The following is a 13757-nucleotide window of genomic DNA, read 5'->3' as shown; positions in this document are numbered from 1 at the left end:
ACCGGCTCCGGTTCAGCTGACAGCCCTGTCCGGTCAGGACCGGACGGCGTCCCTCGGCAGCGGGACGAGCGCCTGACCGACCCGCTCCACGAGCAGTGCCATCTCGTAGCCGACCTGACCGACGTCGCAACTGCGCGCCGCCAGCACGGCCATCGACGAGCCGTCGCTGATGGACATGAGGAACAGGTAGCCGCTGTCCATCTCGATCACGGTCTGCAGCACGCCACCGGCGCTGAACATCCGCGCCGCACCCTCGGTGAGGCTCACCACCCCGGAGGTGATCGCGGCGAGCTGGTCGGCCCGGTCCCCGGGCAGGTCCCGGGAGGAGGCGAGCAGCAGCCCGTCCGCGGACACCGCCACCACGTGCGCGATGCCCGCCACGCTGTCGGCGAAGTTGGTGAGAAGCCAACCCATGTCCTGCATGGCCGCCGGCCTGTTCATCGGTTCGTCTCCTTGGTCGGGGTGCTGTTCGGGTCGGTGCCGGCCGTCCGGCCCCGCTGGACTCCGCGGTGGTAGGCGGACAGCAGGCCCCGTACCTCGTCGGGGGTGCGTCGACTACGGTCCCGGCCGCCCTTCGGCTCGATCCCGCCGGGCACGAGCTGGGCCTGCGGAACCCGCTTGGGCAGTCCGGAGCGGGTGGTGCCGCCGGTGGTGGGTTCCGCGGCCCGGCTGGCCCGTGACCAGCCCTCGTCGGCGGCCGTACGCCAGGCGTCCGCACCGGTCGTCGGGGCGGGCTCGGGCGCGGGCGGCTCCGGCTCGACCCGTGGGGGCGCGGCGGCCGGTGGTGTGAACGTGGACGGCGCCGCCGGTGCGGACGGGGCCGGCTGACCGTACCCCTGGGGGGTGGTCAGCCCTGCCGTCTGGGCGCCGGGTGTGCGGGTGGGCAGTGGTGGACGGGTCGGCGTCGCGGGCGGTGCCGCCGCGGCCGGCTCGTCGAAACTGGGTCGGGCGAAGATGGTGGTCTCGTCCTCTCCGTGCGAGCGGAACCAGACCGCCTCCATCTCCCGGAAGATCGGCGCCTCGGCCCGCGGCTCGGGCCGGGCCACCACCGGCGCGGCCGGGGTGGTGTTCGGCGTCGGCGCCGCCGCGAACGGCTGGAAGGCGGATGGCGCGGCCGGGGTCGCCGCCGCGGCGGCCTCGCCCCCCGGCGTCCGCTTGGGCAAGGGCTCCAGGGCGGGGTACGCGACGGTCGGTCCACCCGCCGACCAGCCCGCGCCGGAGACCGGGGTCGGGGTGGCCGCAGGCGCCGCGACGGCCCGCGGTGCGGAGCCCAGCGCGCCTGCCGCCCCGCCGAGCTGCACGGCCGGGGTGACCGTGTCCCGCGCCTCGGCGGGCGCCTGCCAGCGGACGGGCGACGGGTTGGTCGCGCCGCGCCACTGCTCGGTGAGCGTCGCGGTGGCGGTCCGCCCGCCGCCGGCCAGTGCCTCGGCGGCGCCGGCCTGCACGAGCGGCGCCTGCTCGACGGCCAGCGGCTGGCGCGGCCGGGTCAGCGGGGCCTGGCCGCGGTTGGCCGGCAGTACCACCGTCGCGTTTGGCAGCGTGACCTGGGCGACGGTGCCCCCCTCGACGTTGCGGCGCAGCTCGACCCGGATGCCGTAGCGGGTGGCGAGCCGGCTCACCACGGCCAGACCCATCAGCCGGAACGCGGCCACGTCGACCGTCGGCGGGGCGGCCAGACGCCGGTTGAGCGAGTCGAGCTGGTCGTCGCTGAGCCCGAGGCCCCGGTCCTCGATCTGGATCAGCACGTAGTCGCGGATCCGCCGGCCGTCGGCCACCACGGAGGTGTTCGGCGGCGAGAACCGGGTGGCGTTGTCGAGCAGCTCCGCGACCAGCCGGACCACGTCGTTGACGGCGTGCGCGGCGACCGAGATGTCGGTGTCCACGGTGCCGAACTCGATCCGGTTGTAGAGCTCCACCTCGGACTGCGCGGCGCGCAGCACGTCCACCAGGAGCGCGTCGTCGCGGCGCGGTACGGCCGAGTCGGCGCCGGCGAGCACCAGCAGGTTCTCGTCGTTGCGGCGCATCCGGGTGGCCAGGTGGTCCAGCTCGAAGAGCTGGGCGAGCCGCTTCGGGTCCTCCTCGGAACGCTCGATCGCGTCCAGCTCGCCGATCATCCGGTCGACCAGGTTCTGCGAACGGCGGGCCAGGTTGAGGAACATCGCCGAGACGCTTGTCCGCAGCGCGGCCTGCTCGGCGGCCACCCGGACCGCCTCCCGGTGGACCACGTTGAAGGCCACCGCCACCTGACCGACCTCGTCGCGGTTGGTGAGCTTGATCGGGTCGCGTACCTGCCGCAGGATCTCGTCCACGCCGCCGTCGCCGATGGCGTTGACGTTCTGCAGTCGACTCACCGCGTCCGGCAGGTCGTGGTTCGCCACCGCGAGCGCGCCCTCACGCAGCTGGCGCAGCGAGTCGTTGAGCGAGCGGGCGAGCACCACGGCGAGCGACACGGCGACGGCCAGGGTGAGCAGCACGAGCAGACCCTCGATGATGGCCTGCCGGATCACCGCGGTGCGCGCCTCGTCGGCGTCGGCGAGCAGTTCGTCCAGGAGCTGGATCTCCGCCCACCGCATCAGGTCGTCCACCGCGCCGATGGCGGCGGCGGCCTCGTCGCGGGTGACCAGCGCGGGACGCCCGACCGACCGGGACAGGTCGGTGGCGACACGGTCGGCGAGTTGCACGGCGTCACCGGAGACGGTGCGCTCCACCAGGGCACGCTGGCTCGGCGTCGCGGACCGGGAGAAGGTCACCAGCGCCTCCTGCTGGCCGGTGAGCGTGGCCACGAAGGAGGAGTACTGCTCCTCGTCGAGCCGGCCACCGCTGAGCGCGGTGAAGACGACCGACTGTTCCTCGGCCACCTCGGCTTTGGCGTGGGCGAACGCGGCCACCGCCCGGCGGGCGTCGGCGAGGCTCTCCACGCCCGGCTGCTGCGCCAGCGCGTCGCTGTAGGCGACCAGGTCGTCCAGGACGATGCCGTACCGCAGGCTGGCCTCGGCCACCGGCATCTGCGACCGGTCGACCACCTCCTGGCGGGTGCGGCTCAGGCTGGACAGGTGACCGTCGATCACGTCGAGTCGGTTGCGGACCGAGGCCGGCACGTCCCCGAGCCTGTCCCGCTCCTGCTGGTACGCCGTGACCCGCTGGTCGGTGCCACGGGCCCGCAGGTTGTACGCGTCCGGCTTCCCGTTCGGGTCGGCCAGGAAGGCCGCCGCCGCCATCCGCTCCCTGTGCAACTCCTGGGTGAGCGCCGAGATGTCCAGCGAGACGGCGGTCAACGAGCGGACCCGGTCCGCCTCGTACGCGCCCTGGCCCACCGCGACGAGTCGGATTGTTGCCAGTGCGATGACAGCGGCTACCGGGACGACCAGGATCAGGGCGAGCTTGGAGCGGATCCGCGCGTCGCGCAGCCTGGGCAGGCGCCGTCGCCGGTTCCGCTGGTCCGCGTCAGGGCTCCCGGGCAGGGTCGTAGGTGGGGTGCTCACGACATCGCCTCCGTCGTTTCTTCCACACGCGACCCGCTGACCCGTGCCTGGTGCAGCGGCCAGCGCCACGCGCGGCACGGCCGGAATTTCATCAGACGAGATCGTTTTTGGGAAGCCGCAGTGAGGTAGGAAACGGTCTCGCTCCACTCAACCGGTGATCCGGTCACCTAGTACCTTCTTACGTCGACCCCCTTGAACAGGGGATGTGACTCCAGAGTGGTCGCCCGCATCTGATCAGTAATTGTCAGACCGCGTTTCCTTGCCCCAGCATGTGGGATGAGCGTCCCGAAACTGATCCGGGCGTCCGCGCTTGACCGCAGGCCCCGGCATTGGCAAGGTTTTGCAGGCTTCGCGCACACCGTACGGCACACCAATCCCGCTTCTCCACTGAGGACGGACGGACGGCGGTGATCGGGCTTGTCCCGAACCGCACCCCTGGAGGACTGAGTTGAGCCCCATCCGCTCCGCGACCATCGCGGTGCTCGCCTCGGCCATGCTGGCCACCACGCTCACCGGCTGCGGGATCGGCGGGGATCCGCAGGACACCAGCCCGATCGTGATCGCCGCCGACCTGGAACTCTCCGGCGCTTCCGCACCGATCGGCAAGGTGTACAAATCGGCTCTGGAACTGAAGGTCGAGCAGTTGAACGCCTCCGGCGCGCTGGGCGACCGGAAGATCGAGCTGAGGATCAAGGACAACCGCTCGGACGCGGCCGAGTCCTTGCGGAACATCAATGATTTCAGCGGCGACTCACAGGTGAGCGCGGTCATCATGGGCGGCTGCGACGAATGCGCCGTCGGGGCGGCCCGCACCATCGGCGAGAAACGCATTCCGACGATCGCGCTCGCCTCATCGAGCGCGATCACCGAACCGGTGGAGCAACGCCGGTACGTGTTCAAGCTCGCACCGACCGCCGCGGACAGCGCCGCCGCGCTCGCCACCGAACTGGCCCGGCGCGGCATCCGTAAGGTCGCGCTGCTGCACGGCGCCGAGGGCTACGGCCAGGAAGGGCTCGCCGCGCTGCGCCGCGAGCTGGACAAGACCAACGTCCGGCTGGTGGCCAACCAGGCGGTACGCGCCACCGACACCGAGGTCAGCACGCAGATCGACGAACTGGTCAAGCGCAAGCCGCAGGCGCTGGTCCTCTGGACCACCCCGCAGCAGGCGACGCTCGCCACCACCACCGCCCGGCGGAACAAGTTCACCGGATCACTCTTCTTCGACTCCTCCGCCGCCGGCGAGCTGTTCCTGGGCACGGCGGCCGGCTCCACCGAGCGGGCCACGCTGATCTTCACCCAGACGATGGTGATCGACGACGTCATCGCCACCACGCCGGCGAAGGCCGCCCGACGGCAGTGGTTCCAGGACTACACCGCCAAGTTCGGCGGCTACCACGGCTTCTCCTCGTTCGCCGCCGACGCGGTCCAACTGATCGCCGATGCCGAGCTGCGCACCGGCGGGAAGCCGGGCGAGGTCGACCGGGACGGCCTGCGCGACCTCCTGGAGACCGCCCAGCTCGACGGCCTGTCCGGGCCGATCCGGATGACGCCGGACAACCACTCCGGGTTGATGCCGCAGGCGCTGACGACGCTCGTGGCCCGGGGCGGTCGCTGGCGCCTGGCCGGCTGACCTCTCCCGCTGTGGGTGTGGCCCCACCGCGGCCGGCTCCGGGCCGGTTGCGGTGGGGCCACACCTGTCGGGGTCAGCGGGCGGACGTGGTGGCCCGCACCCAGGGCAGGGCCAGGCGCTCGACCAGGCTCAGAGCGGCGTAGAGCGCGATGCTCATCAGGGCCACCAGCACGATCGCCGCCCAGGCGGTGGCGGTGTCGCCCACCCCGTTGTACTGCAGGATCTGATAGCCGAGGCCGGGCCGGTCGGAGTAGAACTCGCCGATGACCGCCCCGATCGCGGCCAGCGGCATGGCCACCTTCAACCCGACGAAGACCTGCGGCAGCGCGGCCGGGAAGCGCACCTTGCGGAACGACTGCCACCACGAGGCGTTGAGCGACCGGCTCAGCTCGGCCAGATCCGCGGGGGTGGTGGTCAACCCGGTCGCGGTGGCGAGCACGATCGGGAAGAAGCAGAGCAGGAACACCATGGTCAGGATGGGCTTCTGCCCCCAGCCCACGGCCACCACCAGCAGCGGTCCGAATGCGATCTTCGGCACCGCGTTCACCGCCACCAGCAGTGGCGAGAACATCCGCTCGACCCGCCGGGACGCCGCCAGCGCCATCCCGATCAGCACCCCGACGGCCGACGAGAGCAGGAAGCCGAGCACGGTCATCCAGGTGGTGATCCCCAGCGCCGGCAGCAGTACGTCGCGGGTGGCGCCCAACGAACGCCACACCGCCTGCGGCGGTGGCAACGCCGCCGGGTGGACCAGATGCAGCCCCGAGGTGACCAGCCACCACCCGGCCACCGCGATCACCAACCCGAGCGCCGGCAGCGCGAATGCGGCAGGGTGTACGACCAGCCGCCGCCGAGCGGCCACCACCTCCGTCGACGGGTCCGGCACCGGCGCCCCGGCCGGGGTCCCGGTCAACTGCGTCACGGTGTCCTCCTCTCTCGGCCGGCGTGGACCGCCGGCACGCGAAGGGGGTGCGGCCCACCAGGTGTCCCGGCGGGCCGCACCCCCGTGGTCCGAGCCGACCGTCAGGCCTTCGGCACGAGGTTGAAGTCGATGATCTCCTTGGGGGCGACCTCACGCTTGATGGCGCCCGCGCCCTGCAGCAGCGAGATCACCTTGGCGACCCGGCCCTCGTCCAGGGTGCCCAGGGCGGTGCCGGAGTTGCTCGACCGCACGTACGCGGCCATCAGCTTGAGCTCGGCGGCAGCGGCGGCCGGAACGGCGGCGGGCACGTTCTTCTTCAGGATCTCGCCCGCCTCGTCCGGGTTGGCCAGGGAGTACTCCAGGCCCTTGAGCAGCGCGGCGGTGAACCGCTTGACCATCTCCGGCTTCTCCTTGGCGTTCTTGGTGGAGGTGACCAGCACATTGCCGTACAGGTCCTGCATCACGTTGCTGTAGGGCAGCATGACGGCCTTCTTCTTGGTGACCGTCTCGATGGTCGGCTGGCCGACGACGAACTGGCCGATGCCGTCCACCGACCCGGAGCCCAGCATGCCGATGAGCGTCTGCGCCTCCCCGTTGACCCAGGTCACCTTGCTGGCATCGATGCCGGCGAGCCGGGCGTACGTCGGGAAGAGGTTGCGCACCACGGAGGTCGGGGTGTCGGCGAGCTTCTTGCCCTCGAGGTCCTTCGGGGTGGCGATGTTCTTGCCCTCCACCGTGGCGATGGCGGCCATGGTGCGCTGCTGCACCGCCGCCACGGCGACGAAGCCCTGGGCCTGGCCGTTGGCGAACTGGAGGATGGCGCCGGTCAGGTCGACCGGGGCGAAGTCCGCCTGGCCGCCGGCGACCTGGACCACGCCGCCGGTGCCCTGGCCGGGCTTGATGTCGACCTCGAAACCGGCCTCCTTGAAGAAGCCCTTGTCCTTCGCCACCCAGGCGTAGGAGTCACGGCCGAAGTTGCCGAACGAGGTGAGGTAGGTCACCTTCTCCAGTGCCGCGCCGTTGCCGCCACCACCGTTCTCGGACGTGTCCGAGTCGCTGCTGCAGCCGGCGACGAGGGCCAGTGCGGTGGCCAGAGCCGCGGCGGTGACCGTACGGGTCAGCCTTCTCATCAGTGCACCATGTCCTTTCCGACCAGGGAATGTTCGCCGGTCGGGTCGTGGGTCCGACGGGGTCGGAAGGGAGTTCGACCGACTGGACCGTCGCGAGGGGACTCTTCGCGGGCAACAGACTACGAGAAGGTGGACCGGGCACAGCCGCCCTCCCGGTTGCGGAATGAACGAAGTCCCATGTCGAAAGCGGACTGACGTCCACCCCCGACGGTGCTATAAGCACGGATCCCGCTACGCTTGCCCGGCTCGATCGCGACGACGGTGGAAGGGAGCCGGCGAGAGATGATCCAACTGTCCGGGGTGTCCCGCACCTTCGACGGCCGTTCGGGGCGGGTGGAGGCGCTGCGCGGCATCGACCTCGACGTCGCCGAGGGCGAGTTCGTCGCCGTCCTGGGCCGCTCCGGCTGCGGCAAGTCCACGCTGCTGCGGATGATCGCCGGCCTGCTGCCGGTCACCGGCGGCGAGATCACCGTCGCCGGCACGCCGATCACCAGACCCCGCCGGGACATCGCCATGCTCTTCCAGCGGCCGGCCCTGCTGCCCTGGCGTTCGGTGCTCGACAACGTGCTGCTGCCGGTGGAGATGTTCGGCTGGAGCCGGGCGAAGCACCGCGACCGGGCACGCGCGCTGCTGGAGATGGCCGGGCTGGGCGGCTTCGAGAAGCGCCTGCCGCACGAACTGTCCGGCGGCATGCAGCAGCGGGTGTCGCTCTGCCGCTCCCTGATCGGCTCCCCCCGGGTGATGCTGATGGACGAGCCGTTCTCCGCGCTCGACGCGCTCACCCGGGAGGAACTCTCCGGTGAACTGCAGCGCGTGCACATGGAGACGAAGGCCACCATCGTCTTCGTCACCCACTCGATCGACGAGGCGGTGCTGCTCGCCGACCGGGTCGTCGTGCTCAGCCCGCGACCGGGGCGGATCCGCCAGGTGGTCGAGGTGGCCGTGCCCCGGCCCCGCACGCTGGGCCGGCACGCACACCTGGCCGACGTCGCCCGGATCAGCGCCGAACTGCACGAACTGTTGATGGAGCGGGACGCCCTCGGCGTACCCGCCCCGGTCGAGACGTCGACGCGCGCCGCGGCGACGGGAGGGCGGTGACCATGCGGGTGACCATCTTCACCGAACCCCACCGCGGAGCGGACTACGCCGACCAGCTCCGGTTCGCCCGGCTGGTCGAGGAGACCGGCTTCGACGGCTTCTTCCGCGCCGACCACTACCAGGCGATGGGGGACGAGCCGGCGCTGCCCGGCCCCACCGACGCCTGGCTGACGCTCGCCGCGCTGGCCCGGGAGACCTCCCGCATCCGCCTCGGCACGCTCGTCACGTCGGCCACGTTCCGGCTGCCCGGGCCGCTGGCCGTCATGGTCGCCCAGGTCGACCAGATGAGCGGCGGCCGGGTCGAGCTGGGCATCGGCGCCGGCTGGTACGAGCGCGAGCACACCGCGTACGGCATCCCGTTCCCCGCCGTCTCCGAACGCTTCGACCGGCTGGCCGAACAACTGGAGATCATCACCGGGCTGTGGCGCACCCCGCCCGGTGAGACGTACAGCTTCACCGGCGAGCACTACCGGCTGGTCGACGCGCCGGCCCTGCCCAAGCCGGTCCAGCAGCCCGGCCCGCCGGTGATCGTCGGCGGTCGCGGGCCGAAGCGCACCCCGGAGCTGGCCGCCCGCCACGCCGACGAGTTCAACATGCCGTTCAAGAGCGTCGCGGAGACCGCCGCCGCGTACGAGCGGGTCCGGGAGGCGTGCGACCGCACCGGACGGGCCGCCTCCGGTCGGCCCCCGCTGACCCTGTCCGCCGGTGTGGTGGTGGCGATCGGGCGCACCGACGCCGAGGCCGAGCGCCGGGCCGCGCCGCTGCACGTCACCAGCGCCCTGCCGCCGGAGGACCCGGTGGTCGGCTCCCCCGCCCAACTCGTCGACCGGCTCGGCGAGTTCGCCGCGATCGGGGCCACCCGGGTCCACCTGCGGCTTATCGACTTCGACGACCTCGACCACGTGGAACTCATCGCCGCCGAGGTGCTCCCCCAACTGGACGGATCACGATGACCGACCTCGCACTCGGCCCGGTGGGCCAGGAGATCGTCTACGAGAACGACCGGGTACGCGTCTGGCACATCCGCCTGGAACCGGGTGAGCGGCAGCCGCTGCACCGCCACGACCACCCGTACCTGGTGGTGGCGGTCCAGGGCGCGAAGAACGTGGTGCAGACGATCGACGGCACCACGATCGACGCCGACGAGCCGACCGGTGGCGTGGTCTACCGGGACCCGGGCGCGGTGCACATGCTGACGAACGTCGGCGACACCACCTACCTCGCCCGCCTGGTCGAGCTGAAGTAGCCGGCCTCCGGGCGGGTTCGCCGCGCCGCGCGGCGGCAAGGTGGCGATCGGGGGCACCGGGCCGTAACGTGCCCGACATGGCCTTTCGTACGTGGGGCAGGCTGCTGCTCACGGCGCTCGGGGTGAGCGTCCTGGCCGGAGCCGGCCAGTTGGGCATCGCGTACGGCTTCGGCGTCCTCCGCCTCGACGGCGCGTTCGTCGACGAGGCGGTCAACAGGTGGCCCGCCCAGCTCACCTGGGTCGGCTGGGTCGCCGCGGTCACCACGGTCGCCGCGGCCGCTCTCACCGGGCGTTTCGCCCGCTCGGACGACCGCCCGCCCGGCAGCACCGAGGTGCTCTCCATCGCCGGGGTCAGCGCGCTGGGCGCCCTGGCGATCGCTCCGCTTGCCATGCAACCGGCCCGCGCCGCCGAACTGGCCGGATCCGCCGATCCGGTGTCGGCCGTCGGCATCTGCGCCGTCCTCGGCGCGGTGGTCGGGGCGGGCGTGGCGATCGCCGTGCTGCTCAGGCCGCCGCTCGGATGGGGGGTGGCGATCACCACCGGGACGGTCTGGCTGTTGGCGCTGGTCTCCGCCGTGCCCACGGTCCTGTCCACCCGCCCGCTGTCCCCGGTGCGGCTCGGCATCCTCGATCCGTCCTGGCTGTCCACGTCGTCGGCGCAGAGCCTGGCCATGTTCCTGCCGCCCGTGCTGGCGCTGCTCGCCGGCGGCGCGGTCGGCGCGCTGGCCCGGCGTGCCGGATGCCCGCCGCTCGTCGGCGGCGCGACCGGTGCGGCCGGTCCGGCGCTCGTCGCCTTCGCCTACCTGACCGCCGGCACCGGCACGGCCACCGACCGCTACCAGCTGGCGCCGTACTACGGCGCGTTGTTCGCGGTCCTCACCGGGGCGCTCGGCTCGACCGTCACCACGCTGCTGCCCCGGCCGGCCACCCCGGCCGGTGAGTCCGACGCCGTCGAACCCACCGACGTCCTCGCCCCGCTTCCCCCGTCGAGGGCCGCCACGACCCGGGTCGTTCCGGCCGATCTGCCGGCGACGGTGACCGGCGCGGGGTCCGCTCCGGCGCACTGGAGCTGGCCGGAGGTCGGCGGTTCGAACACCCCGCGACCGGACGACACGAGCCCGATCACCCCGGTTCCTGCCACTCCGACCCTTGCCAGCGTGGGCTCGGCCACCCCGAGTCCGGCCACCGCTGCCCCCGTCTCCACAGCCCCGGTCACCGCGAGCCTGAACACGCCGAGCGGGGTCACCGCGAGCCCGGTCGCCGCCGGCCGGTCCGCCGCCGACGTGACCGCCGTGCCCGCGCCCGCCGCCGACCGCACCGGTCCGGCCTCGCCCACCCTCGACCGGGGCGAGCCGGAGCCCCGTACCCCGGAGCGACCCGAGCCGAACCCCGCCACGCCGGACCGGCCCGAGCCCACCACGCCGGACCGGCCCGAGCCCACCACGCCGGACCGACCCGAGCCCACCACGCCGGGCCGGCTCAGCCCCGCCACGCCGGGCCGGCCCGAGCCGAGTCCGGGCGCCACCGGCAGGCCGGACGCGAGCCCGCCGGCCGCGGGTCGGCAGGCCGGGCACGACCTGCCCGGCGTACTGCCCGCGGGGCGGCGGACCTCGGCCATCGACGTCCTCGCCGCGACCGCAACCGAAGCCGCGGTCCCCCATCCCCGCAGCGACGGCGACACCGCCGCCGAGACGACCAGCGTCGGCCGGGCCCCGGCGGCGCGCGGCGCGGACACCGCACGGACCGGGACCGGCGCGGGCCGGGGCGAACCGGACGCGCCCTCGACCGGGGACGCGAGATCGGGGCGGACCGACCGGAGCTCCCTCCCCGACGCCCCCGAGACCGTCTCCCCCCGACCGCGTTCCCCGATGCCCGAGGACGTGACCGCGCCACCACGGCCGGTCCCGGCGGCGGCTCCCGGGTCGCCCCGCACGTCCACCGGGCCGGACGAGCCGGACACCGGCCGGATCGACGGGCCGGCCGACCGGCCCACCGCCGGGCCGGACGTCCCGTCGACCCGTGGCCGGCACGCCGGACCGGAGGAGGCAGCGACGCCCGGCGGGAAGCCGAAGGCCCGACGCGGGCTCTTCCGGCGCGGCCGGGTCAAGGACGATCCGACCCCGGTCCTGGGCACGCCGGAGCCGGCCGCCACTGGAGACGACGAGTACGTCGACTGGGTCACCGGCCTCGCCTCGGACAAGGGCGACGGCCCCCGCTCGCTGCGCACCGGCCGGCACCACCGCGACTGAGCACCACCGCGACCGAGCAGCCACCGCTACCGAGCGACCACCGCACCGAGCACCCCACGGGCCGGCCCGAGGGTCGGCCCGTGGGGTGGGGTGCTCAGGCCAGCGGCAGATAGACCCGGGAGCCGGCGGCGAGGAACTCCTCGGACTTGTCCCGCATGCCCCGCGCCGCGTAGTCCTTCAACTCCTGGGTGATCTTCATGGAGCAGAACTTCGGCCCGCACATCGAGCAGAAGTGCGCGGTCTTCGCCGGCTCGGCCGGCAGCGTGGCGTCGTGGTACGCCAGCGGGGTGCCGGCGCCGCGCACCGGCTCGACGTCCCCGCGCTCGGCGATCCACGGCCCAGCGCGGGCAACCCCACCTCCGGGTCGGAGCCGGGGCCGGAGGTCTCGTACAGCCGCACCGGCGGGTTGTCCCCGGTCAGCGCCACTTCGGCGAACGGCACCCGGATGTCCGGCCGGGACCCCTCCACGTACACCTTGCGACGTGCCTGCATGACAGCCTCCCTGTCCTTCATGCGGACCAGCCGAAGTCGTTCATGCGGACCAGCCGAAGTGATCCAGCGGACCGCGTCCGGCACCCAACTCCCAGCCCCGCGCGCCGGTCAGCCCGCGGGTGACGTACTCCTTGGCGACCCGCACCGCGACCTCCACCGGGTCGCCGGCGGCGAGCCGGACCGCGACGGCGGCGGAGAACGAACATCCGGTGCCGTGGTTGTGCCGGGTGTCCACCCGGGGCGCGCGCAGCAGCCGCGTGGTCCCGCCGCCGGCCAGCACGTCCACCGACTCGCCGTCGGCGTCCACGTCACCGCCGGTCACCACCACGAACTGCGGGCCGCGGGCCGCCAGCGTCTCGGCTGCGGCGACCATCTCCTCGACCGTGCCCACCGCACGCCCGGTGAGGGCCGCGGCCTCCGCGCAGTTCGGCGTCGCCACCTGCGCGTACGGCAGCAGCCGCTCGACCGCCTCCACCACGCCGAGCCGGTGCCCGCTGGTGGCGACCAGCACCGGGTCGACGACCAGCCGGGGCAGCCGCCCGGCGCGGGCCGCCTCGGCCACCGCGTCGGCGACCGCCGGGGTGCCGAGCATCCCCGTCTTCACGGCGCGCACGTCGAAGTCGCCGAGCACACTGTCCAACTGGTCGCGCACGGTCTGCGGGGGCAGCGGCAGGACGGCGTCCACACCCCGGGTGCTCTGCGCGGTGACCGCGGTGAGCACGCTTGTCCCGTACGCCCCGAGCGCGGCGAACGTCTTGAGGTCGGCCTGGATGCCGGCGCCGCCGCCGGAGTCGGAGCCGGCGATGGTGAGGACTGTTCTCGGCGTCACTTGTCTTCCTCTCCGGTTGCGGTGGGAGGGCAGCGGCCAACCGCCTCCTGGAAGGCGCTGCCCAGCGTGGCGGCGGCTTCGGCGGGGTCGGGGGCGCGCATGATCGCGCCGAGTACGGCGATGCCCGCGGCGCCCGCGTCGACGCACGCCGTGACCTGCTCCGGGGTTTCGATGCCGCCGAGCGCGAGCACCGGTACCGGGCTGGCCGCGATCAGCGCGCGCAACCCTTCGGGGCGCAGGGGTGGGCCGTAGCCGGGTTTCGTCCGGGTGGGAAAGACCGGCGACAGCGTGACGTACTGCTCGGTCGTGAGCCGGTCCAGCTCCCCCGCGTCGTGGCAGGAACGGCCGGTCAGGCCGACGGCGGGCGGCGGGCAGGGCCCGGCGGCGGGCAGGTGCACGGCGTCGCCGTCGAGCGGGTCCGACCCGGCGACGACGAGCGTGCCGCCCGTGTCGGCGAGGAGCGCCCGCAGCTCGACGGCGAGCGCGAGCCGCTCGGCGCGCGGCAGGTCCTTCTCCCGCAGCACCACCCACCGCACTCCCCCGCGCACGGCCCCGGCGACCACGTCGACGAGCGTCCCCCGCGCGTTGTGCCGATCGGTGAGCACCACGACTCCCTCCGGACCGGCGTCGACAGTGGCGCGCGCCCGCCCCGGCACCGGTGCCGCCGTGCCGGGACCGG

Annotated in this window: 11 protein-coding genes and 1 pseudogene; 5 read left to right on the top strand and 7 right to left on the bottom strand. The window is 73.4% G+C overall.

The window, feature by feature from the left end; translation table 11 throughout:
- Positions 1-33: 33 nt before the first annotated feature.
- Together ACLQ2X_RS09105 and ACLQ2X_RS09100 are read right to left on the bottom strand one after the other, a co-directional pair.
- A complete protein-coding gene (locus ACLQ2X_RS09105) occupies positions 34-441 on the bottom strand; it encodes a roadblock/LC7 domain-containing protein (protein ID WP_013288588.1) in 408 nt (135 codons plus the stop codon).
- Positions 438-3482, bottom strand: a complete 3045-nt coding sequence (locus ACLQ2X_RS09100) for a sensor histidine kinase (RefSeq protein ID WP_425680522.1) — start codon at positions 3480-3482, stop codon at positions 438-440. The genes ACLQ2X_RS09105 and ACLQ2X_RS09100 overlap by 4 nt, the downstream gene beginning before the upstream one ends.
- A 448-nt stretch (positions 3483-3930) precedes the next feature.
- Between ACLQ2X_RS09100 and ACLQ2X_RS09095 the strand changes: the two genes are divergently transcribed.
- Positions 3931-5112 (top strand): ABC transporter substrate-binding protein, encoded by a 1182-nt coding sequence (locus tag ACLQ2X_RS09095; protein WP_425680521.1) that lies wholly within the window; start codon positions 3931-3933, stop codon positions 5110-5112.
- Positions 5113-5185: 73 nt separating this feature from the next.
- On the opposite strand, the gene ACLQ2X_RS09090 is transcribed toward ACLQ2X_RS09095, so the two are convergent.
- Both ACLQ2X_RS09090 and ACLQ2X_RS09085 read right to left on the bottom strand, forming a co-directional pair.
- Positions 5186-5977, bottom strand: coding sequence for an ABC transporter permease (locus ACLQ2X_RS09090; protein WP_425680742.1), 792 nt, complete (start codon positions 5975-5977; stop codon positions 5186-5188).
- Positions 5978-6135: 158 nt separating this feature from the next.
- The gene (locus ACLQ2X_RS09085; protein WP_425680520.1) at positions 6136-7164 is read right to left on the bottom strand and encodes an ABC transporter substrate-binding protein; all 1029 of its coding nucleotides are present in this window, start codon (positions 7162-7164) and stop codon (positions 6136-6138) included.
- Positions 7165-7446: 282 nt separating this feature from the next.
- Here ACLQ2X_RS09085 and ACLQ2X_RS09080 point away from each other — a divergent pair, with 282 nt between their 5' ends.
- The 4 genes from ACLQ2X_RS09080 (at position 7447) to ACLQ2X_RS09065 (ending at position 11757) form a co-directional block, all read left to right on the top strand.
- Positions 7447-8262, top strand: a complete 816-nt coding sequence (locus ACLQ2X_RS09080; RefSeq protein WP_425680519.1) for an ABC transporter ATP-binding protein — start codon at positions 7447-7449, stop codon at positions 8260-8262.
- Positions 8263-8264: 2 nt separating this feature from the next.
- Positions 8265-9215, top strand: coding sequence for an LLM class F420-dependent oxidoreductase (locus ACLQ2X_RS09075; RefSeq protein ID WP_425680741.1), 951 nt, complete (start codon positions 8265-8267; stop codon positions 9213-9215).
- A complete protein-coding gene (locus ACLQ2X_RS09070) occupies positions 9206-9508 on the top strand; it encodes a cupin (RefSeq protein WP_425680740.1) in 303 nt (100 codons plus the stop codon). Before ACLQ2X_RS09075 ends, ACLQ2X_RS09070 begins: the two co-directional genes overlap by 10 nt.
- A 77-nt stretch (positions 9509-9585) precedes the next feature.
- On the top strand, positions 9586-11757 hold the full coding sequence (locus ACLQ2X_RS09065) for a hypothetical protein (protein WP_425680518.1): 2172 nt from the start codon (positions 9586-9588) through the stop codon (positions 11755-11757).
- A 94-nt stretch (positions 11758-11851) separates the two neighbouring features.
- Here the strand turns inward: ACLQ2X_RS09065 and ACLQ2X_RS09060 are convergent.
- From ACLQ2X_RS09060 to ACLQ2X_RS09050, 3 genes and pseudogenes are all read right to left on the bottom strand, one after another.
- Positions 11852-12249: pseudogene (locus ACLQ2X_RS09060) on the bottom strand (hypothetical protein).
- 40 nt (positions 12250-12289) lie between these two features.
- Positions 12290-13078: a bifunctional hydroxymethylpyrimidine kinase/phosphomethylpyrimidine kinase gene (thiD, locus tag ACLQ2X_RS09055; RefSeq protein ID WP_425680517.1), complete on the bottom strand. Its 789-nt coding sequence runs from the start codon at positions 13076-13078 to the stop codon at positions 12290-12292.
- Complete coding sequence (locus ACLQ2X_RS09050; RefSeq protein WP_425680739.1) at positions 13075-13734, bottom strand: thiamine phosphate synthase; 660 nt, start codon at positions 13732-13734, stop codon at positions 13075-13077. The genes thiD and ACLQ2X_RS09050 overlap by 4 nt, the downstream gene beginning before the upstream one ends.
- Positions 13735-13757 lie beyond the last annotated feature (23 nt).

The organism is Micromonospora sp. DT31 (assembly GCF_049841795.1).
In the GTDB taxonomy this organism is placed as follows: domain Bacteria; phylum Actinomycetota; class Actinomycetes; order Mycobacteriales; family Micromonosporaceae; genus Micromonospora.
Note: the sequence above shows the minus strand (reverse complement) of the source record. Positions and strands in the feature narration are given on the sequence as shown.